This is a genomic window from Arthrobacter sp. TWP1-1 (assembly GCF_049897845.1).
Taxonomy (GTDB): domain Bacteria; phylum Actinomycetota; class Actinomycetes; order Actinomycetales; family Micrococcaceae; genus Specibacter.
In genome coordinates this window covers 154,604-175,068 of sequence record NZ_JAFCXC010000009.1, presented here as the reverse complement: position 1 = coordinate 175,068, position 20,465 = coordinate 154,604, and the positions used below count along the sequence as shown (strand labels likewise).

The following is a 20,465-nucleotide window of genomic DNA, read 5'->3' as shown; positions in this document are numbered from 1 at the left end:
AATCGACACCCCACCACACACCAGATCAACAAACTCCGTGCGGGTGTTCGGGGCAAACAACTTGACCATGAAACGCTCCATCTATCAGAGCGTTGCAACCACCATATGAATTTGCCTCGAAAACATCGGCATCTACCGTACGTTCGACGTTCGACGGCGGGCGGCCGCGGGAACGTGTGGGAGGCGGCCGATAGACTGGTTCCCATGAGTTTCGCCGTAGGTTCCGAGAGCCGCCCTTTCCAAGTTGACCTGCACGGCGTCGTGGACCTGTTGAGCCGTCACATTTATTCGGGGCCTCAGGTGTACTTGCGCGAGCTGATTCAAAACGGCCGCGATGCGATCGCTTCGCGGCACGAGCTTGAGGGGCCCGGGCGCTGGGAGATCCGCATCTTCCCGATCACCGCGGAGAACCCGGTATTCCGTCTGGACGATGATGGGGTTGGGCTCAACGCCGACGAGATGGGCCAACTGCTCGCTACCGTGGGCAGCAGCTCCAAGCGTGACATTTTTGATTTGCCGCGGGAGGACAGGCTGGGGCAATTCGGCATCGGCCTGCTCTCCTGCTTCATGATCGCCGATGAGATCGAGGTCCTCTCCCGCAAGGCCGGCGAGAGCGCCGTTCGGTGGCTGGGATCCGCGGCCGGGACGTTCAGCGTGACGGTGCTCGACGACGTCGACCTTCCCGTGGGAACCAGCGTGCGGCTGCGGCCCCGCGGCGATGAAGCCGAATGGTGCAGCCACAAGAAGGTCACCGAACTGGCCACACGTTTTGCGCAATACCTGCCCGTCCCCATCCTGATCGCGAATGATTCCGGTGGCTTTGATGCCATCAATCGAGCACCCGTGTTCGCCCTGACGGGCGAAGCGCGCGGGGAGCAGCGGAACGAGATTTTGGAGTTGGGCACGCAGCTACTTGGCGCCCGTCCGCTTGATGTGATTGAACTTGGTGGGCCTTCCACGGGAACCCGGGGGACCGCTTACATCCTGCCCTATGCGCCGCCGCCCTCTGCCCGGGCCGCCCATGCCGTATATCTGGGCGGCATGCTGGTGGATGAACGCAATCAGGATTTGCTGCCGGAGTGGGCGTTCTTTGTGCGTGCCGTGGTGGATTCGAACGGGCTCAAGCCCACGGCCTCACGCGAATCCCTTGTTGCTGACGAATCCCTGGGGGTGACCCGCGAGGAACTCGGCGCGGCGCTGCGGGCGTGGATCATGCGCGTGGGGATCAGTGCGCCGCACAAACTGGCCGAATTTGTCTCGATCCACCAGCTCGGCCTGAAATCGCTGGTAGCGCACGACGACGAGCTTGCCTCGTTCCTGACCCGCTGGCTTAGCGTTGAAACAACTGCCGGACGGATGAGTATCGCGGACTTGGTCGCGGACCAGAAGCACATTCGCTACACCGAATCGCTGGATGAGTTCCGCCAGATCGCCGCCATTGTGCCGGCTGAGGACCCCGTGGTCAATGGTGGCTATGTGTATGACGCGGAGATTATTCGGCGCCTTCCGTTCCTCTATGAGGGAGTCAGCGTTGACAAGGTTGAGCTGGCGTCATTGCTGGATTCCCTGGCCGTTCCGGCGTTGGCCGAACGGGCGGCCGTGCTGGAATTTGAACAGCGGGCCAGCGCCGTTCTCGTATCCTTCGACGTTAAGGTTGGCGTGCGCAGTTTCGCGCCCTCCGACGTCTCTGCCCTGTACCTTGCCGACGATGCCGTGCTCCGGGGCATGCAGCGCAGTGCCGCCCGCAGGGTGGCCAGCTCGTTGTGGAATGACGTTTTGGCAAAGGCCGAGAAGTCCCAACGGGCAGCTACCGAAATCAACGGCCAGCTGGCCAAGGCAACGCTGTGTGCCAACTGGGACAATTCGCTGATCCGCACGCTGGCTAAGAGCACCGATGAAGCAGTCTTCAACCGGACTATCAAGTTGTTGTACGTTCAGGCCATGCTGGCCGCGCACCTGCCGCTGGGTGTTGCCCAGCGCAACCTGCTCAGCGAGTCGTTGGGCGACCTGGTGCAGCTGAGCCTGAATCACTAGTCCGTTTGACGCGCTTTGCTGCCATAAAAGTTTTGACGTGCCGTAGGCGCGTAGTGAGGGGATCCACGGAATGAATACCAGCGAAGAGCTCTCAGAGCTGATCGATGAGGCAACGGAAACCATGTGGGGACCTGAGCTTTCCGCCGTCTTGGACAAGGCCTTGGGTCTGGCCCAGGAGCAAGGCGACGAGGCCGGTGAGTACCGGGTGCGCCTCCTTATGGGCAATAACGCCCAGATGACAGGTGACACCGATGCGCTGTTGACGAACTTTGCCTGGTGCCTGGCCAAGCATGACGAAGACCCGGTGAGGTTTCCCAACGAGCCCGACGCCGGCAGCGACCTCATGTGGCAATTCAAGTGGATGGTGGGGGTGCTGGGAGGCGATCCGCAGTTCTCAACGGAGCAGATCCAAGCCGTCTTGGGTGATATGGAGGAGCACTACCAGCGTGCCAACCTTGGGCTCTCCGGTGTGGCCATGGCCCGGTTTGAGGCTGCCTTCCACAACGGGCACCTCGAGGAAGCCCGCCAGGCCTTTGACAAGCTCACGGCCACAGACCGCGACGAGTACTCCCACTGTGATGCCTGTGTCCGATCGGTGGCCATGGATTATCACTTCAGAACAGGTGCCGTGGAGCTGGGGCTCAAGGAATTCACTGCACTCATGGAGGGTGGCTTCACCTGCGGGGAAGAGCCTGAGAATGCTATCTCTCAGGCCATTGTGCCGCTGCTGCGCGGCGAGAACCACCAAGATCTACTCTCGCTTCATATGCGCAGCTACCGTGAGGCCCGGGACAATGCCGACAACATCGGCATCATCGCAAACCACGTAGCCTTCTGCGCTGTCACGGGCAATGAGGCCCGTGGATTGGCCATGGCTGAGCGGCATCTGGCCTGGCTGGCGCATGATCCGCTGGCCCACCGCAGCCACCTAAATTTCCTGTCAGCCTTGGGAGTTTTGTTGGAGAAGGTCATTGCGGCCGGGCACGGCGAGGTTCCTGTCCGCGGATCCGAAAGTGCCCTGCTCAATGCATTCTTTGGACGGCGCGAAAGCGTACTTAGCGCAGCGCAACTAGCGCCAATGTGCTGGGCGGCCGCAGATGCGTTGGCCGCAGAGTTCGATGCGCGCAATGGCAATGACTGGCATGCCCAGCATGTCGCCAACCGCAGAGCCATGATCTCGGAAAGCCACGACTTCCCGCTGAGTGCCGAATCGTTCCACAGCACGGCACCGCGCCAAATACAGGAACCACGGACCAGCGAGGAATGGCGCAGCCGGGCACTCGATCTGGGCTCAGTGGGTCATTTTGATGCCGCCCTTGCCGCCTATGCGCAGGGTGTGGCAAATACCGAAGACGCTCGAGAGCTCGCCGCTTTGCACCATGCAGCCATCAGCATTCACGCCCATCTGCCCGGCGAGGACCATGTTGTTGCTTTGCGGGAAGCCGTTGCGCTGCGAGCGGCAGCTTTGCGGGAGGCAGGGGATGACGTCATGGCTGGGCTGACCGAACGGGCCTCGGAGCTGCTCGCCTTGCCTGAAAGCGAGGAGACAAATCAGGCCAAATTGCTGCTAATCAACAGTGAGCTGGATACGCCGTCACCTCACCCGGAAGCACAGTACATGCTCAGCTCGGTGCTTGGTGGCATCCTGATCGGCACCGGTGAATTGGAGGCAGCACGGGCCACACTTGAGGGCATGGAGAATGCCATTGCCGTCTGGGAGGCAGGCCCCTGGCATTCCTCCGAACACGCTCTGCTCCGTGCGCGGGCCAGACATGCTGGCCTGATGCTGCAGCTGTGTGGCCAGGAGCAGGACGCTGCCGGGGCCAGCGAATGGCTCGAGAAAGGCATTGAGCTGGAAACATCGGTGGTGGGGAAGGCTTCCCTCCTGGCGATGCGTTCACGCGTGTATATTCAAACGCGTGAGAATGAAAAGGCGTTGGTGGATGCTGACGCCGCAACGGAACTTCTGCTGAGCGTTGGCGCCCGTGATGCCGCACTTCAGACCATCCAGCTCTCCGCCGGGATCTTGATGGATCTGGGCCGCACGGGTGAACTCCGCGCGCTGCTGCGCTTCGGCATTCAGCAGGCACTCATCGCCGAGGCCCCTGTTGTGGTTGGCCTGAGCTACACGCTGGCCCAGGATTTGGTGGAGTACGGCTCCCATGAGGAAGCCATTGAACTTATTGACGAGACGCTTCGGAGTACGGCCGTTGACATCGGCGATCATGATCGCGGCGAACTATACGATCTCCTCGGTTCGGCCATGCGCAACTCCGGTGAACTCGGCGGTGCCTTGAGCGCGTGGACCATGGGCCTGCAACATTTCACGGCCAATGGCGAGGTTTCTCGGGTCGCTGAGTTGCATCTGGCCATCGGTGCCACGTATCAAGAGGCGGGACATTTTGAACCCGCCGTGGAGCATTCGCGGGCCGCGCTTGCTGCGCTGACGTCGGCGGATGAGGACCAACAGATCGATCCGCAGTCACTCGTCGCGGCCCAGATGCAGTTGGCGGGGGCCTTGAGCATGGCCGATGATGCCGGCGCACTGGAGGCTATCGAAGCGGCAAAGACTCTGGCGCAGCAGGTGGATTCCCCGTTCCAGAGCGCGGAGATTTACCTGATCCGGGCCACCCATCTTTTCCGGAGCGGAGATGTTGACGGTGCCGTGGCGCAGGCCCTGCAGGGTTCCAGCGCTTTTGAAAAGCTCGACGGCGCGCAGCAGCAGACTGCGTGGGCGCTGCTCCAGGCGGCGCACATGCTGGACAACGCGACTCGCTATGACGATGCCATCGCGTTGTACAAGCAGGTCATCGATTCCTTGGCCGAGGACCTGCAGGGCCAGGAAGTGATCCGGCACCAGCTGGCCGATTGCCTGGAATCCGCTGGAAGGACGGCTGAGGCCGCCAGTGTGCGCGCCGAAGCCGAGGCCGGGCGGAAACGCCAGTAATCCACTTCGCTTAAGCAGCACCGCCCCTACACTGGGTGGCATGGCTATTGTTTATGCTGCGCAGCTGCGCCCTTCAAAAATGGAACTTCTCGCCGTCTGGCTGCCCCAACAGCCTTGGTTTGTGACAAGCGAGGAGGAGCTGGTTCGCCTTGGTTCGTTCCGATTCGATGATCCGGCGGGCGAGGTGGGTATTGAGACTCAACTTGTTGGTGCCGGCCGCAACGTTTTTCATGTGCCCCTGACGTACAGGGGAGCGCCTTTGGAAGGTGCAGAGGCGTTTCTGATCGGCACCATGGAGCACTCTGTCTTGGGGGACCGCTGGGTGTATGACGCCACGGGCGATCCCGTCTACGTTGCCGCGCTTGCGGACGCTGTCCTTGCCGGTGCCCCGCAGGCCGTGCAGATCCAGGAGTCCGACGGCGAAACAACAGTCCTGCCCGAGACCGCCACCATCGCTGCCACGGGAGTCCCGCTCGAGACGGTTCCGGCCTTCAGCGCCATCGAGACCGTGACGGTCGCCGGCGTGAGCACCATCAGTGCAGGAAATCTTGAGCTCCGAGTACTGCGTGAGCTGGACCTGGCAGGTGTTCCGACGGCAGGTTACGGGCTGACGGCCGTTTGGGATGGCCAAGCTTCACCGGTGCTCATCGCCTCGGCCGCTATTTCCTAGAGCCGCTATTTTGCAGTGCCGCCATTTCCTCGGGCGGCGAGGAATCAACGGGTGCAACAATGGGCGGTACTGAGGGTTTCCTCGGTACCGCCCATAGGTCCTGCGCTATTTACGCTAGGGCTCCGGCGCGCCGACCGAAGACCACACCCGCGGCCAGCCCGGAGCCGCCGGGGTAGTTGGTGGAGAAAAGGCCACCGAGCATCTCACCACAGACAAACAGTCCAGGGATGGACTCTCCGCCTTCGTTGAGGACGCGGCCGTGGGTATCTGACTTCAAACCACCGAAGGTGAACGTGATGCCGCAGGTAACGCCGTAGGCATAGAACGGGGCGGTGATGAGCGGTGTCGCCCAGTTGCTCTTGACGGGTACCGTATCCGCACGGCGGCCATCCTTCACTGTGGGATCCAAAGTGATGGAGGTGTCGATCGAGGTGTTGTAATCGTTGATCGTCTTCTCCAGGGCCTCGGGAGAGACGTTGATCTTGGCGGCCAGTTCCTCGATCGTGTCAGCCTGCTCCACGGAGATGCCGGGCATGTCATATTCTTCTGTGCGCAATGCCGGGCGCAGGGTTGCGTCGAAGACCTGGTAGGCAATGGATCCGGGCTGCTGCAGGATAACCTTGCCGTACTTGGCATAGGTGTAGTTGCGGAAGTCTTCACCCTCGTCGAGGAAGCGCTTGCCGTCGCGGTTGACGATGACACCCAGGGGGTAGCTCTGGCGGGTTAGCCGGTTAGTCAGTTCCCGGTTCGATTCGTTATTGGCGGTGAATGCGTCCCACTGAACTGAGTGGCACGTGCCCCAGTCTCCGCCCTTGGCGGCGCCGGATTCCAGGGCTGCGGTGATCATTTCACCCGTGTTGAACGGGGTGCCACGGACCTTGGCGTTTTCCCAGCCTTCTCCGAGGTTTTCCTGACGCATCTTTGCGTTGGCCTCGAAACCGCCGGCCGCGAGGATGACGGACTCAGCACGGATTTCCTGAACTGTACCGTCGGTCTGGCGGATCTTGACGCCCTTGATGGTGTTGCCTTCTTGAATCAGGCCAAAGACGTCCTGACCGTATCGCACCTCGGTGCCAAGTTCTTGGGCTACACGAACATGATCGGCCATGAGTCCCTCGCCGCCACCGGTGTTGCCAACATGCAGCCCGCCCCAGAACAGGAAGGTGCCATCGGGGCGCTTGTAGGCCTGGCGTTCGTACATCAGGCGGTACTTGAGTCCCAGCGTGTTGAGCCAACGCAGGCCATCGGCTGCTTCATCGACCAATACGGCTGTGAGCTCCGGATCGTTGCGGCCCTCTGTCACCTTGACGAGGTCTGAGGTGTATTCGGCTGCGGAATAGGGCGGCACCTCGGTTGCTGCGTGCCGGTCATCGTCATCGATGAAGCTTTGCAGGTCTGCGAGACCGTTGTGAGGGATACGAGTGGCTCCTGCTGTGTAAAAGCTATTGCCACCAAACAGTTCCTTAGGAGCCTTTTCCAGCAAGAGAACTTTTCGGCCACGCTTGGCCGCGGCATGGGCTGCGGTGAAGGCCGCGTTACCTCCGCCTACTACGATGACATCGGCGTCGATGGACTGTGTTGACTGTTCGTCATTGTGGGTAGTCATTGGGTCTCATTTCTTGACGTGAATACTAATGTATTCGCATGTATACATTGAATCGGAAAGGGATGGGGATCCCTTGAAAAGGTTTACTTAGCGGTTATCGAGCAAGATGGCGGGAATGCTGGCGATGGGTGAAACCTGGGTTTCGAGCCTGCGCTGTCGCCGTTCGAGCGCATCTGCCAATGCTCCGAGGAGGACGTTGATGATCAGGAAGCCGATGGCTGCAACGAACTGTGCCTGCAGGAGTGACTGGGTGTAGTACTGCCCGATGACCGTGGCTGATCGAAGGAGTTCCATGTAGCCACCTAGGACGTACGCCAGAGCCGTTCCCTTGAAGAGGATGATGAGCTGGCTGACCAAGGCCGGGCTCATGGAGCGCAAAGCCTGCGGCAGCAGTACCCGGATCAAAGTTCCAACGTGGGAGAAACCCAAAGCGAGAGCAGCTTCGGACTGTCCTGGCGGCAAGGCCACGATACCGGAGCGGATCAAATCACCGATGACGGCGCCGCTGTACAGGGTCAGGGCAATGACAAGGAACCAGAAGTCACCCAATTTGAGTCCGTAGTTTGGCAGGACCAAGGATGTGAAGTAGAGCAGGAGCAAGAGCGGGATGCTGCTGAAGACATCCGTGTAGATGCGGCTGAGGCGACGGAGCCAAGACTTCGTTGACACCAGGCCAAAGGCGAGGATGCAACCCACGGTGAGGGAGAGCACCATGCCCACGAGTGCTGCGGCAATGTTGTTCCACAGTCCTTCGCCGAGCAGTTTCCAGAGTCCAAGTTCCTTGAACGGTGCCCACGCGTTGGCGCTAAATACACCCTTCTTGGTGAGCGTTGCCAGCATGAGGTAGGCGAGTGCCGCTAGTGCTAGGCCAGCCACAATTTCAATGGCCAGGTGACGACGCTTGGTGCGAGGTCCTGCGGGATCGAAAAGCGTTTTTCTACTCATCGGCTGAACGCCACCTTATTGTCGATTGCTGCAATGAGCCGGCCGATAACCAAGCCCATGACCAGGTAACAAATTGCTGCTCCTGCAAAGACCAGGAACGGGGACGCTTCGTCAATGGCGAGCTTGTCCGAGAGGAACGTCAGTTCGGCGACGCCGATCAAGGCGGCAACGGACGTGTTCTTGAGCATCGTGATGTACACGTTGCCCAGCGGTCGGATGACGGTAGCGAAAGCCTGCGGGAGTACCAGAATTCGCATCGAGGTCAGGGGAGCGAAGCCGAGAGCTCGGCTGGCCTCCAGTTCACCTTGATCTACCGTGTTCAGACCGGCGCGGATGGTCTCTGCCACGAACGGTGCCGTGTAGAGAACCAAGGCGATGGCTGCCGAAGCGTACAGCGAGAATTGGATTCCCAACTGCGGGAGGCCAAAGACGAACAGCACCATCTGCACCGGCAAGGGGACATTGCGGAATACCAAGATGTAGGCCGATGCGACGGCCCTGCCAACCCGAATCGGGCTGGTCTTCAGGGCGGCAATGAGCGTTCCCAGGACCAGGGATCCGAGGCCGCCAAGCACAACCAGTCCAAGGGTAAGCAAAATACCTTGGCCAAAGTCGCCTGCGTGATTGAAAAGGAAAGACATGGGAGGTCCTAGAGGACGATCTTCGGGGGAACAACAGTTCCCGGCTTGACCTTGCCGATGGTGGCGTCATACGCCTTCTGCCATTCGCCGTCGGCAATGGCCTTGGTGAGGACGCCGTCCAGGTAATCATGGAACACGGTGTCGTCCTTGGCTGAACCGATGGCGAATTCTTCCGCGTCGGCCAGGTGTCCGCTGGCAATGCGGAACGAGTCGGGGTTCTGCGACTGGACACCGAGGAGGATTGCCTCGGTGGTTGTGACGGCGTCAACGCGCTTGTCTTTCAGAGCCTGTGCGCACTCGCTGTAGGTGCTGAAGAGCACCAGCTTGGCGTCCGGAACGGCTTCCTCGATCAACTGCGAGGCGCGGGCACCTGTGGTCGAGCAGACGGACTTGCCGGACAGATCCTCCGGCTTCTCGACAGAGGTGTCATCCTTGCGCACCAAAAGGGCGACGTTGCTCTCAAGGTACGGTCCAGCGAAGCTGACGACCTTCTTGCGAGCCTCGGTCACGGCGTAGGAAGCGATGACTACATCGACTTTGTTCTGCGTAATAAAGGCTTCGCGGTTCTTCGTGACGGCTTCTACATATTCAATGTTGTCGGCGCTTCCGGTGAGATCCTTGGCCAGGATCTTGGCCATTTCAATGTCCAAGCCCTCCATGGTGCCGGAGACGGGGTTCTTGACACCGAACAACGCCTGATCGAACTTGACGCCAACGATGACCTTGCCGCGCTCCTGGATCTTCGCCATGGTGCTGCCGGCGGGGAACGTCTGGACGGGGCCGGTCGCTGCGGGAGCGTCGTTGCCACATGCGGTGATGCCAAAAGCGAGGGTAGCCATGATGGCCAAAGCTGAGAGTAAACGAGTGCGCTTCATTGGGACTCCTCTTGTGTGATGCTTCGTCGCATCAATGAGTGGTTGGTGGGGGAGCGGGTAATTAGTGAACTGAAGAAAGGAACGCCTGGGCGCGTTCGCTCTGGGGATTGGTAAAGAACGATTCGGGATCTGCCATTTCGACGATCTGTCCCTCGGCCATGAAGATGATGCGATCCGCGAATGCTCGGGCGAAGGACATCTCATGCGTGACGACCACCATCGTGGTGCCGTTCTGGGCCAGGCTCCTCATGGTGGCGAGAACTTCCTGCGTTGATTCAGGATCAAGGGCCGAGGTGGGCTCATCAAAGAGCAGAACCTTCGGCTCCATGGCCAAGGCCCGGGCGATAGCTGCACGCTGCTTCTGTCCACCGGATAACTGGGACGGCCGGCTGCCGGCCTTGTTCTCGATCCCTACGAGCTTGAGGAGTTCGCGAGCACGAGCCTCGGCGGTGTGCTTGTCGATGCCGCGGATCTTGCGCGGTGCCATGGTGATGTTGTCGAGGATCGACTTGTGGGAGAACAAGTTGAAGGACTGAAAGACCATGCCCACTTCGGTACGGAACTTGTAGAGCGCTTTGCCCTCAAGTGGCTGTACATGGCCGTCGATGAGAATCTCGCCCTCATCGATGACCTCGAGGCGGTTAATGCAGCGGCACAGAGTTGATTTTCCCGATCCGGAGGGACCCAGGATAACAACGACCTCGCCACGTTCAACGGACAGATTGATGTTGGACAGTGCCTGCATCGTGCCGAAGCGTTTGCCAACGCCGCGGAACTCGACGATGGTGTCGGTTTCTGTAATCGCTGTCATGATCTATCTCCTTTGATTGGATACGACTGTATACATTGAAATACAGTGTGACACGGTGATGTGAGTCACTGCAAGGGGAGTAGGGGAAAAATTAATCCAGAAGGACTCATTGAGTGATTATTGAGGGGTTCGGCAAGCGGTTAATTCGCCGGTTTTACGCCAGTTTTAGAGCGACATGGAGTCACGTAATAATCCGAGGCGAAGAGTGCGTGCGGTTTCCATATGTGCTCGGGAGAGCTCTCGGGCCCTAGCTTCATCCTTGGCTGAAATGGCGTCAACGAGAAGGCTGTGTTCAGTCAGGGCCTCCGTCCAACGATCGCCAACCGACAGGGTCGAGTGAGGTGTGCGAATGAGGTGTGTGGAGAGTCGTTGGAGAAGGTCCTCCAAGACCGGATTGTGGGCGGCTGCCCAGACCGCGGCGTGAAATTCCAGGTTAGTCGAGGCTCGAGTGGCGTCGTCGGGGTTGATGAGGGCTAAGTCGCGTGCCAGCAGGCCCTCAAGGCGAACCACGTCGGTGATGTCACGAGAGGTAGCCGCCTGAGCTGCTACTTCTTGTTCCAGAAGGATACGCACGTCGTAGACCTGGATGGCTTCCTTGGCTGTGGCCTGATGGACCTGTAGTCCGCGGGCGCCCTGTTCGAGCAGTCGATCGTGCTTGAGTCGGCGGAGGGCATCGCGAACAGGAGTGCGCGAAACACCAAAGCGCTCACTGATCGCGACCTCCCTCAGCGGTGTTGCCGGAGGCAGTGCGCCGGCAAGAATCTCCGCACGAAGCTCACGATAAATGGAATCTCCATCGTGACGTATCAGATTTGGTGACATTGGCATGAATCTCCCGACTAGGCGCTCATGTCCGTTCAAGGGGCTGCAAAAGCTAGCTGCGACGTGAGTGCGGACTGGCAGTTGATGATTCTGGGAATGGTGCAATACTTCAAGTGCCACTAAGAATACCCATCTAATGGGTCTGTATCCAACAGTACACAGAGCTTAGTCTTCGGTGTTCACATGCACGATCCCGAGATGGGCGGCAGTAGCTTCGCTTGCGATCACCGATAGCGTCCAATCGGGCCGCTTAAAGCTCGTTGTTGTCAGCCGTAACTGCTGGACATCGGTCACTTCATCCGGCTTCCACGAGTGCCGAAAGACGCCGTTGGGTTCGTACCCCAGGGATTTTGACACACCCAGGGATGCCGCATTCCAGACCGCGGCATCGGTTTCGGCGACTTCAGCGCCCAGCCAATCGAAAGCGTAACTGAGCACGGCAGCGCGCATTTCTTTCCCGAATCCGTGCCCTTGCGCGCTCTGGCGAAGCCAAGAGCCGGTCACGACAGTCTTGAGGGTCTTGAAATCCTTGGCACCGAGATCCTGGCAGCCAATGAATTCGTCGTCATGCCAGATTCCCAGCTGTAAGGTCCAGCTGTCCTTGGTCATTTCGGTACGCGTTCGCCAAACGTGGCGGGCTGTATTGGCGGGGAGCTCGTCAGCTGGGGCTTCTGTCCAAGGGTAGGAGAAGGGCATGGCGTTCACGGGGTGGATTCCACTCAAGGCAGCGTGGACCATGGCCGGAATGTCCGCATCACGAATGGGGCGCATGAGCAATCGGGGCGTAGCGAGTTGCAGTTCAAAGGGTGGCCACAGCTCGGCTTCGGAGATCATCCTGAATTCTAACTAGCAGGGCGTCTGCGGACGTACTTCGTGACCGGGCACCGCTGAGCATGAAGCGGTTCGGTGTTGCTCAGACGCGGTTAGTGGACGGCGAGCTCTATCGCAAGGACTGCGCTACCGAGGGCCGCCACGATGGCCAGCACCAGAACCTTGTGAAAGCTCCTGACGGGGAGGCGCCGCACGGCAATCAGCGTGACAACAATCAGTGTGGCAACCAGGGTGATCGTGATGGTCCGAAGCGCCGTTTTCAGCTCAAACAAGTCCATCGCGCAGAGGCCTAGAACGGCCATTGGCACCACGATTACACTCAAGGATCCAAAGCACACATGAAGGAGACGCGCCAGTTCCCGCCGCGTTGGGAGGGAACTATGGGCCACCATGTGGGCGATGATGTCTGCTACAAATACGGCCAACAGTGTTCCCAGTACTGTGACCGCAATGGTGAACGCAGCGCCGCCCACGGTGGCATGCGAGGCGTCGCGTTCGAAGGCGATGGTTACGGCAAGCACCGTAAAGATGACGTAGATGCGCTCCTTCAAGGCTTCGGCGCGGTGCGTGGAATCTGGGACGCGGCGCTTTCCGGACGTGACGGTGGCTTCGTCTTGTTCTTGGTTCACTGTATTAGGTTACGTTGAACCACTCGCCGATCCGGCTAGAGACGGATTTCGTAGAGGAACGTATCTTGCCATTCTCCGGCGCGCGGTCCGGAACTCAGCTGGGCAATCCGTTCGCGGTAGCCAATCTCGCGGAATCCCATTTTCAGGTGGAGGGCCCGGCTGGCGGTGTTCTCGGCGAAGATCCCAGACTGGATGGTCCAATAGCCGTGCGTCCGAGCATCGTCGATGAGGGCTTGAAGCAGGAGTTTGGCAATGCCCCGTCCGCCTTGGCTTGGATCAATGTAGATGGAGTGTTCCACAGCGCCGCGGTAGGCGGCCCTGCTGGAGGTCGATGACGCAGCCGCCCATCCGGCGACAGTTCCGTCGGCATCCTCTGCGACAAGACACAATTCGGGGATCTTGGACGCGAAGAAGGCGGATTTCGAAGGCGCCTGATCCTCAAAGGTGGCATTACCCGTGGCAATTCCCAAGGAATAGATGCGTTCCACCGTGTCCCAGTCACTCTCGCTCATGGGCCGAATGTGAGGGGCGCTCATTGTTGCTTCTTCGTCGCGGTGCAGGAGCCGGCCGTTGGTGCTGAGTTCATTCATCCATTATGCCCGGTCAGAAATATTTGAACATGTTCAAAATGCCTGCAATACTCATTACTGAACACGTTCAAAAGATGGGGATGGATATGGCTGGCAAGGCAATGGACAGCAAGAGTGCCCAAACCAAGGCGTTGGTGCTCGCAACGGCGCTCAGCATGTTCCGCAGTAAAGGTTTCGCGAAAACCACCATGCGGGCCATCGCCACCGAGGCTGGGGTTTCACTCGGCAGTGCGTATTACTACTTCGCATCCAAGGATGAACTGGTTCTGGAGCTATATCGGGAATCCGTCACCGAACAACGCGCAGCAGCATCGCTGGCGCTGGAGAGCGCCACCGGAATGGCGGACCGGCTCAAGGCCGCTCTGCACTCTGGCGTTGACGCGCTGACTCCGTACCACGACTTCGGCGGCGCCTTCATGAGTAGCGCCCTCCCGCCGCAATCGGCCACGAACCCCTTCGGTGAGGCATCAAGCCAAGTCCGGGAGAACGCCGTCGGAATTTTCAGTGACGTCATTGATGGCACCAAGGTCCCGCCATTTCTCCGCCCCCAACTTCCGGAACTTCTCTGGCTGGCGTATATGGGCGTGGTGTTGTTCTGGGTTTACGACCGCTCTGACAATCAACGCCGTACGCGCACCCTGATCGATGGTGCAGCACCGCTGATCGCAAGGCTCATCTCCTTCTCGCGGCTGCCCGTTGTGAAGCCGATGGTGGAGGAAGCCTTGGCGCTCAAGAAGAAGGTGCAGTCGTGAACAAGGTGGTCATTGCAGGGGCGTCAGGATTTATTGGTGAGCATTTTCGGCGCCAGTTCGCCGAGCTCGGGTGGCAGGTGCAGACGGTGGGGCGCACGGGGGATGCGGTCTGGGGTGACACGGCCGCCATAACTGCGTTGCTCGAGGGCGCGGATTTGCTCATCAACCTGGCCGGAAAGTCGGTCTCGTGCCGCTACACCACCACCAACAAGGCGGAAATCTTCCGGTCCCGGCTCGAGACCACCGCGGAATTGGCCCGTGCCGTCGCCGCTTGCGCCCGCCCGCCGCGCGACTGGTTCAATGCCAGCACCGGGACCATCTATCGTGATGCCAGGGACCGTCCCCAAGATGAGTACGACGGCGAACTTGGCACCGGCTTTTCCGTTGACGTGGCGCGGGGATGGGAAGAGACGTTGGCTGCCGCGGCCACGCCGGCGACGCGAAAGATCCCGTTGCGCATGACGATTGTCATGGGTCCGGGTGGCGGTGTGATGCGCCCGTTCAATAACCTGGCCCGTCTGGGATTGGGTGGGCACATGGGCGACGGCGGGCAGAGGTACAGCTGGATCCATGTCGACGACTTGTTCCGTGCGGTGTTGTTCCTTCATGGTCGGCCGGAGATCACCGGACCGGTGAACCTCGCCGCACCCGAGGTGGTGACGAATACCGAGCTCATGGCTGCCGTCCGCCGGGTGAACCGGGCGCCGTTCGGGCTGCCCACGCCGGCATGGTTGCTGAGGCTGGGCGCCGTGATGATCCGAACCGAGACCGAACTTGTCCTGAAGAGCCGCTGGGTCTCCTCGCGAAAACTGCGAGACGCTGGCTTTGAATGGCGGCATCCTGAATTGGCTGGGGCGCTCGCGGACATTGCCGGCGGCTCTCATGAGTGAGGTGAAGTTCCGCATGCAATATGGCGCCCCGGCCGTACTGATCGGATGGCTACTCACCTTCGTGCTGTTTTGTGTGGGACTCTCAGTTGTGGCTTCTCTTGGCGGAGGCGACACAGGTATCGGGTGGTACCTGATTCCGATTTCACTACTGTATGGCTTGCCTGTGGCAGTCGTGGTTGGACTTCCGTTGTGCCTCTTGATTGCATGGCCGCTGCGGCAGGTGCGCAACCAATGGATCCACGTTCTTTGCTTCGCCGTGGGAATTGGGGGAGTTGCGGCGGTTCTCGCGTTGATTTTCGGGGGAGTCCAAGCGGTGCTGCCGTTTACGCCAATTATTCTCGGTGTCGCGGCCTGCACCGCAATTGGCCGGGCCAGCGTCATCAGGATGGTTGCCCGGAAAAATGCTCTGGTGAAGCAATCGGATCCAGCCATGGTGGTTCGTTACGGCCGGTAATCGTCCACCGCGAGCACGGGCAAGGGCGCTCACCGATCTGGGGCGCCAAGAGTGACCGGGTGAGGATGTTCCGACGAGCAATCAATTCAGCATGCATCGAACCGCCTGAAAGTGGTGCAGCGTCCGTCAAAAACAGCCGGAAAGTGATGCGGCGTTGGGGGAGGAGTATTGACAGGTGGTTGTGAGGGGTGTCATAGTTTCCACTATGAACCTGTCAGACAACTGGACAGCAGGACAAGGGCCCATCGTCCGGGTCAGTGCTGCCGAGGCCGTATTCAAGGCCATCCGCACAGCCATTGAAAACGGTGCACTCCAGATCGGCAGCAAACTCAGCTCCGAAACAACACTTGCCCAGCAATACGGCGTGAGTCGCTCGGTCATCAGGGAAGCACTGAGATCCTGCACTGCCCTGGGTCTGACGGAAACCCTCACGGGCAAGGGCACCTTCGTTATTGCAAGTCGCGCCTCGAGCGATCTGGTCCTCGGCCAATATTCGGCTCGCAGCCTCATGGAGGCCCGCCCGCACATCGAGGTGCCCGCAGCCGAATTCGCCGCTACCCGCCGTACGGCCGAGCAACTTGATCAGATGCGCGGCATCCTTGCCCTCATGGCCGAGGAGGACGATCCTGAAATCTGGGTCAGCCTAGACGCCAGTTTCCATGCGGCCATCGCACAGGCCAGCGGCAACGACGTGTTCGAACGCGTGGTCAACGACATCCGCGACGCCATGGCCAAGCAATCCGAAACCATCAACCTGATCACCGGGCGCGCAAGCACATCAAACATCGAACACCAGCTGATCCTTGACGCGATCGCCCTCGGTGACACCGAAGCCGCTGGCCGCGCCATGGCCGTCCATCTAACCGCGGTCGACGCCGCACTCAGCATCATCACGGGAGTACAACAAGCATGACCAACAACCAATTTCCCGCCCACGCGCCCCTCGCCGTGCAGACCCGAGGCGAGCTGGTGGAAAGTGTTCATTTCGGTTCACTTGCCGCCATCACGGCCGACGGCGGGAGCCTCGTTTCGCGGGGAGAGCCCGGCGCCCGCGTGTACCCCCGATCCGCGCTGAAACCGCTGATCGCCGTGGCTATGCTGCGGGCCGGACTGGAGCTTCCTGCCGATCAGCTGGCGCTGGCCGCTGCCAGCCACTCGGGCTCCGAGCAGCACCAGGAAACAGCGGCCAAGATCCTCGCCGATGCAGGCGTGGTGCCCGAGGATCTGCGGAACTCCACCGATCTTCCCTATGGTGTCGCCGAACAGCAGGCCTGGTTGAACGAGGGCAAGGGCCCAACACAGCTGGCCCAAAACTGCTCCGGCAAGCACGCCGCGATGCTGGCAACATGCGTCAAGAACGGCTGGCCGCTGGAGACGTATCTGGACGCGGATCATCCGCTGCCCACTGTTATACGCGAGGTGGTGTCGGAATTGACCGGCGAGGAACTGACCGTAATTAGCACGGACGGCTGCGGCACCGAGGTCTTCGGGTTGTCCCTGACGGGAATGGCCAGAGCCTTCAGCAAATTGGTGACCGCCGCGCCTGGTACGCCGGAGCGTCTGGTGGCCGATGCCATGCGGGCACATCCGGACATGGTGGCCGGAATCGGACGGGACGTCACCGCGCTGATGGAGGCCGTTCCTGGGCTGCTGGCCAAGGACGGATTCGAAGGCATCCAGATGATTGCCCTCGCGAACGGCTCCGCCCTGGCCCTGAAGATTTCCGATGGCGGGGACCGCGCCCGGATGCCAGCGGCAGTACCGGCCCTGTTGACCATGGGAGTTGACCCTGCGCTGCTGACGCCCTTCAACCACCTGCCCGTCTACGGCGGCGGACACCCCGTGGGTGAGCTGCGCGGGCTGCCACTCGCCAACTAATTTTCCTCTTCCCCCCCCCCCCATTTTCAAGCAAGATTCCTGCTGCGCAATGACGCGCCACCATCAAGGAGAACCATGACTGAGAACATTTCAAACTACCCGGTATCCGATCCCGTCTTGACGCGCCGCGATCATGACCTCATCGGTGATCGCGACATTCCCGTGGATGCCTACTGGGGTGTGCACACCCTGCGCGCCGTGGAGAACTTCCCGATTACCGGCACAACGCTCAGCAGCAACACGCATCTGGTCACCGGCCTTGCCATGGTCAAGCAGGCTGCCGCCCAGGCTAACCATGAACTGGGGTTGCTGGATGATGTTCGAGCCGGCGCCATCATTGCGGCCTGCAAGGAAATCATCGCCGGGAAACTACATGATCAGTTCGTGGTGGACGTCATCCAGGGAGGTGCCGGGACGTCGTCGAACATGAACGCCAACGAGGTCATCGCCAACCGTGCCCTGGAAATCCTTGGCCACAACAAGGGTGAATACCAGTACCTGCACCCCAATGACCACGTCAACCTGAGCCAGTCGACCAACGATGTGTACCCCACGGCCGTCAATGTGGCCACCATTTTCGGTGCGAAATCGTTGGTGATTGCCATGGAGTACCTCTGCGATGCGTTTGCGGCGAAGGCCGTGGAGTTCCGCACCGTGGTGAAGATGGGGCGCACGCAGCTCCAAGACGCCGTCCCCATGACGTTGGGGCAGGAATTCAATACCTATGCGGTGACCATGGGGGAGGACCGGGCCCGCCTGGCCGAATCCACGATGTTGGTCCACGAGATCAATCTTGGTGCCACCGCCATTGGCACGGGACTCAACGCGCCTGTGGGTTACTCCGCCCTGGCGTGCCGTCACCTGGCTGAAATCTCGGGCCTGCCGCTCACCACCTCCATTGATCTGATCGAGGCCACCTCCGACGTCGGCGCTTTTGTGCACCTCTCAGGTGTCCTTAAGCGCGTGGCCGTGAAGCTGTCAAAGATCTGCAACGATCTGCGGCTGCTCTCCTCCGGACCGCGTGCCGGCTTTGGCGAGATTACGCTGCCGGCAGTGCAGGCCGGGTCCTCGATCATGCCTGGAAAGATCAACCCGGTGATCCCGGAAGTGGTGAACCAGGTGGCTTACGAGGTCATTGGCAACGACGTCACCATCACTATGGCAGCCGAGGGCGGGCAGCTCCAGCTCAACGCCTTTGAACCGATCATTGTGCACAGCCTGACCAAGAGCATGCGTCACCTCGAGGCCGCTTGCATGACGTTGGCCGACAAGTGCATCCGCGGCATCACGGCCCACGAGGACAAGCTGCGTGCCCAGGTGGAACACTCGATCGGACTTGTCACGGCGCTCAATCCGCGCCTGGGCTACACCACCTCAACAGCCATTGCCCTTGAAGCCCTGTCCACCGGCCGTGGCGTTGCCGAGCTCGTCTTGGAACACAAGCTACTGACCGCCGAACAACTCGATGAATTATTGCGACCGGAGTACCTCGCCAATCTCGGCGACTGACCCTGCCGGCCGGCAATGAAGCCGACGGCGCCTGACGAAAAGGATTTCCACCATGCAACACCAGGAACAACTAGAAACATCTGACTTAGTTCAAGATGCACCCAATGCCGCATTGACGGCGGAGGACGTCGGGCTGCACAAGGGCCTGAAATCCCGCCAGATCCAGATGATCGCCATTGGCGGTGCCATCGGAACCGGACTGTTCATGGGGGCCGGCGGGCGCTTGGCCGGAGCAGGTCCGGCGCTGATGTTCAGCTACGCGGTTTGTGGCTTCTTCGCCTTCCTGATCCTTCGGGCACTGGGAGAGCTGGTTATCCACCGTCCCTCGTCGGGTTCGTTTGTCTCTTATGCTCGTGAGTTCTTTGGTGAGAAAGCCGCGTTCGTCTCCGGCTGGTTGTACTGGCTCAACTGGGCGATGACAGCGATCGTTGACATCACCGCCGTCGCGCTTTACATGCATTTCTTCGCCAAGTACATCCCGTGGGTCGGGACCGTGCCGCAGTGGGTGTGGGCGCTCGGTGCCTTGTTGCTGGTGCTGGGACTGAACCTGGTTTCCGTAAAAGTCTTTGGTGAATTGGAGTTTTGGTTCGCGCTGATCAAGGTGGTGGCGCTGGTGGGCTTCCTGCTGGTTGGCACGTACTTCGTCATCTTCGGAACCCCCGTCGAAGGTCAGCAGGTTGGCTTCAGCTTGATCGCCGACAACGGCGGGTTCTTCCCGAACGGGCTGCTGCCGGTGGTAGTGGTTATGCAGGGCGTGGTGTTTGCTTACGCATCGATTGAGCTGATTGGTACGGCCGCCGGTGAAACCCAGAACCCCGAAAAGGTTATGCCGAAGGCCATCAACACCGTCATCATCCGTATCGCCGTCTTCTACGTTGGCTCACTCGTTTTGCTTTCGCTGCTGCTGCCGTACACCGCCTACAAGGCTGGCGAGAGCCCGTTCGTGACGTTCTTCGGTTCCATTGGTGTGGACGGCATGGATTCGATCATGAACCTAGTGGTGCTAACTGCCGCCATGTCCTCGCTGAACGCCGGGCTGTACTCCACCGGCCGTATTCTTCGCTCCATGGCACTGTCCGGTTCGGCGCCCAAGTTCACGGCCAAACTCAACCGAAGTGGCGTGCCCTATGGTGGCATCCTGCTCACGGCCGCGGTGGCGTTCCTCGGTGTCATCTTGAACGCCATTGTCCCGGCCCAGGCCTTCGAAATTGTGTTGAACATGGCGGCGTTGGGCATCATCGCCTCGTGGGGCATGATCGTGCTGTGTCAGTTGGCTCTGTTCCGCCTGGTGAAGAAGGGTCAGGCCATCCGCCCGGCCTTCCGCATGATCGGCGCCCCCTACACGGGCTACCTGACACTGGCATTCCTGCTGGCTGTTCTGGTCCTGATGGCGTTCGACAGCCCCGTTGGAACCTGGACCATTGGCTCGATTGTCGTCATTGTTCCGGCGCTCATCATCGGCTGGTACCTCAGCCGCGGCCGGATCAACGAGATTGCTGCGGCCCGGCACTCGGACACGCACGGACACCCGGTTAAGGCGCACCACGCAGGCGAAGGGGAATAACCTTCGGTGGTGCGCCG

At 60.3% G+C, this 20,465-nt stretch carries 19 protein-coding genes; 10 read left to right on the top strand and 9 right to left on the bottom strand.

Annotated elements, in window-relative coordinates:
• The first annotated feature begins 204 nt into the window (after positions 1 to 204).
• The 3 genes from ACP7B9_RS15045 (at position 205) to ACP7B9_RS15035 (ending at position 5,651) form a co-directional block, all read left to right on the top strand.
• Entirely contained in the window at positions 205 to 2,034 is a 1,830-nt protein-coding gene (locus tag ACP7B9_RS15045; RefSeq protein ID WP_425864664.1) for an HSP90 family protein, read from the top strand.
• A 70-nt stretch (positions 2,035 to 2,104) separates the two neighbouring features.
• Entirely contained in the window at positions 2,105 to 4,981 is a 2,877-nt protein-coding gene (locus ACP7B9_RS15040) for a hypothetical protein (RefSeq protein ID WP_425864662.1), read from the top strand.
• Between the two features lie 40 nt (positions 4,982 to 5,021).
• Complete coding sequence (locus ACP7B9_RS15035) at positions 5,022 to 5,651, top strand: CG0192-related protein (protein ID WP_425864660.1); 630 nt, start codon at positions 5,022 to 5,024, stop codon at positions 5,649 to 5,651.
• Between the two features lie 109 nt (positions 5,652 to 5,760).
• Here ACP7B9_RS15035 and tcuA read toward each other — a convergent pair whose 3' ends face one another.
• From tcuA to ACP7B9_RS14990, 9 genes are all read right to left on the bottom strand, one after another.
• On the bottom strand, positions 5,761 to 7,257 hold the full coding sequence (gene tcuA / locus ACP7B9_RS15030) for an FAD-dependent tricarballylate dehydrogenase TcuA (protein ID WP_425864659.1): 1,497 nt from the start codon (positions 7,255 to 7,257) through the stop codon (positions 5,761 to 5,763).
• Positions 7,258 to 7,344: 87 nt separating this feature from the next.
• Entirely contained in the window at positions 7,345 to 8,202 is an 858-nt protein-coding gene (locus ACP7B9_RS15025) for an amino acid ABC transporter permease (protein ID WP_425864658.1), read from the bottom strand.
• On the bottom strand, positions 8,199 to 8,843 hold the full coding sequence (locus tag ACP7B9_RS15020; RefSeq protein ID WP_425864656.1) for an amino acid ABC transporter permease: 645 nt from the start codon (positions 8,841 to 8,843) through the stop codon (positions 8,199 to 8,201). The genes ACP7B9_RS15025 and ACP7B9_RS15020 overlap by 4 nt, the downstream gene beginning before the upstream one ends.
• Positions 8,844 to 8,851: 8 nt before the next feature.
• The gene (locus ACP7B9_RS15015) at positions 8,852 to 9,718 is read right to left on the bottom strand and encodes a glutamate ABC transporter substrate-binding protein (RefSeq protein WP_425864654.1); all 867 of its coding nucleotides are present in this window, start codon (positions 9,716 to 9,718) and stop codon (positions 8,852 to 8,854) included.
• Between the two features lie 61 nt (positions 9,719 to 9,779).
• Positions 9,780 to 10,529: an amino acid ABC transporter ATP-binding protein gene (locus ACP7B9_RS15010; protein ID WP_425864652.1), complete on the bottom strand. Its 750-nt coding sequence runs from the start codon at positions 10,527 to 10,529 to the stop codon at positions 9,780 to 9,782.
• Positions 10,530 to 10,694: 165 nt separating this feature from the next.
• Positions 10,695 to 11,351, bottom strand: coding sequence for a GntR family transcriptional regulator (locus ACP7B9_RS15005; RefSeq protein ID WP_425864650.1), 657 nt, complete (start codon positions 11,349 to 11,351; stop codon positions 10,695 to 10,697).
• A 165-nt stretch (positions 11,352 to 11,516) separates the two neighbouring features.
• On the bottom strand, positions 11,517 to 12,185 hold the full coding sequence (locus ACP7B9_RS15000; protein WP_425864648.1) for a GNAT family N-acetyltransferase: 669 nt from the start codon (positions 12,183 to 12,185) through the stop codon (positions 11,517 to 11,519).
• 89 nt (positions 12,186 to 12,274) lie between these two features.
• Positions 12,275 to 12,811, bottom strand: coding sequence for a hypothetical protein (locus ACP7B9_RS14995; protein WP_425864646.1), 537 nt, complete (start codon positions 12,809 to 12,811; stop codon positions 12,275 to 12,277).
• Between the two features lie 35 nt (positions 12,812 to 12,846).
• On the bottom strand, positions 12,847 to 13,401 hold the full coding sequence (locus ACP7B9_RS14990; RefSeq protein ID WP_425864644.1) for a GNAT family N-acetyltransferase: 555 nt from the start codon (positions 13,399 to 13,401) through the stop codon (positions 12,847 to 12,849).
• Positions 13,402 to 13,487: 86 nt separating this feature from the next.
• Between ACP7B9_RS14990 and ACP7B9_RS14985 the strand changes: the two genes are divergently transcribed.
• The 7 genes from ACP7B9_RS14985 (at position 13,488) to ACP7B9_RS14955 (ending at position 20,448) form a co-directional block, all read left to right on the top strand.
• Complete coding sequence (locus ACP7B9_RS14985; RefSeq protein ID WP_425864642.1) at positions 13,488 to 14,153, top strand: TetR family transcriptional regulator; 666 nt, start codon at positions 13,488 to 13,490, stop codon at positions 14,151 to 14,153.
• Between the two features lie 5 nt (positions 14,154 to 14,158).
• A complete protein-coding gene (locus ACP7B9_RS14980) occupies positions 14,159 to 15,043 on the top strand; it encodes a TIGR01777 family oxidoreductase (protein ID WP_425864679.1) in 885 nt (294 codons plus the stop codon).
• Positions 15,036 to 15,497 (top strand): hypothetical protein, encoded by a 462-nt coding sequence (locus ACP7B9_RS14975; protein ID WP_425864641.1) that lies wholly within the window; start codon positions 15,036 to 15,038, stop codon positions 15,495 to 15,497. Before ACP7B9_RS14980 ends, ACP7B9_RS14975 begins: the two co-directional genes overlap by 8 nt.
• 205 nt (positions 15,498 to 15,702) lie before the next feature.
• A complete protein-coding gene (locus ACP7B9_RS14970) occupies positions 15,703 to 16,410 on the top strand; it encodes a FadR/GntR family transcriptional regulator (protein ID WP_425864640.1) in 708 nt (235 codons plus the stop codon).
• Complete coding sequence (locus tag ACP7B9_RS14965; RefSeq protein WP_425864639.1) at positions 16,407 to 17,375, top strand: asparaginase; 969 nt, start codon at positions 16,407 to 16,409, stop codon at positions 17,373 to 17,375. Before ACP7B9_RS14970 ends, ACP7B9_RS14965 begins: the two co-directional genes overlap by 4 nt.
• Before the next feature lie 75 nt (positions 17,376 to 17,450).
• On the top strand, positions 17,451 to 18,884 hold the full coding sequence (aspA, locus tag ACP7B9_RS14960) for an aspartate ammonia-lyase (RefSeq protein ID WP_425864638.1): 1,434 nt from the start codon (positions 17,451 to 17,453) through the stop codon (positions 18,882 to 18,884).
• Positions 18,885 to 18,936: 52 nt separating this feature from the next.
• Positions 18,937 to 20,448 carry an amino acid permease gene (locus tag ACP7B9_RS14955; RefSeq protein WP_425864636.1) on the top strand — a complete coding sequence of 504 codons (1,512 nt, stop codon included), beginning with the start codon at positions 18,937 to 18,939 and terminating at the stop codon, positions 20,446 to 20,448.
• Positions 20,449 to 20,465 lie beyond the last annotated feature (17 nt).